Origin of the sequence: Dyella japonica DSM 16301, assembly GCF_001010355.1 — a bacterium.
GTDB classification, from domain to species: Bacteria; Pseudomonadota; Gammaproteobacteria; order Xanthomonadales; family Rhodanobacteraceae; genus Dyella; species Dyella japonica.
Window position 1 is genome coordinate 1 of the sequence record NZ_JPLA01000153.1, and the last position, 526, is coordinate 526.

1 protein-coding gene is annotated in these 526 nt (G+C 43.2%); it reads left to right on the plus strand.

Going from position 1 to position 526, the window contains the following annotated elements:
* Positions 1 to 526 (plus strand): hypothetical protein (locus Y882_RS20390; RefSeq protein ID WP_046973426.1); only part of this gene is annotated, 526 nt, incomplete at both ends.

The following is a 526-nucleotide window of genomic DNA, read 5'->3' on the forward strand; positions in this document are numbered from 1 at the left end:
ACTAAAAAGATTGCTGGTTGGACTATTGGGGGCAAGTTCGACATCGTTACTGAAGGTCTTCTTCAGGATGTAAAATCCACCTCCACTTACACATGGGTAAAGGGTGGACGTGATGAAGAACATAGACTTCAGGGGTCAATGTATCGTTGGTTACATGACGACAAGATTACCGAAGATGTGATTCGTATTAACTACATCTTCACTGACTGGATGAAAGCATTAGCTACATCTCAAGAAAACTATCCAAAGCATCGTGTGCTGCATAAAGACATTCCATTGATGTCTTATGAAGCGACTGAAGAATGGATTAAAGCCAAGCTGGCTCTCATTGATAAGTACTGGGATGCTCCTGAAAGCGAGATTCCAGAATGTACTGATGAAGAGTTATGGCGTTCTGACCCAGTGTTTAAATACTTTGCTGACCCAGAGAAGGCAAAGCAACCTGGTGCTCGTTCTACCAAAAACTTCCCTACTCTCTTTGAGGCTCGGAAGTTCATGGCAGAGAAAGGCAAAGGCACTATTCTTC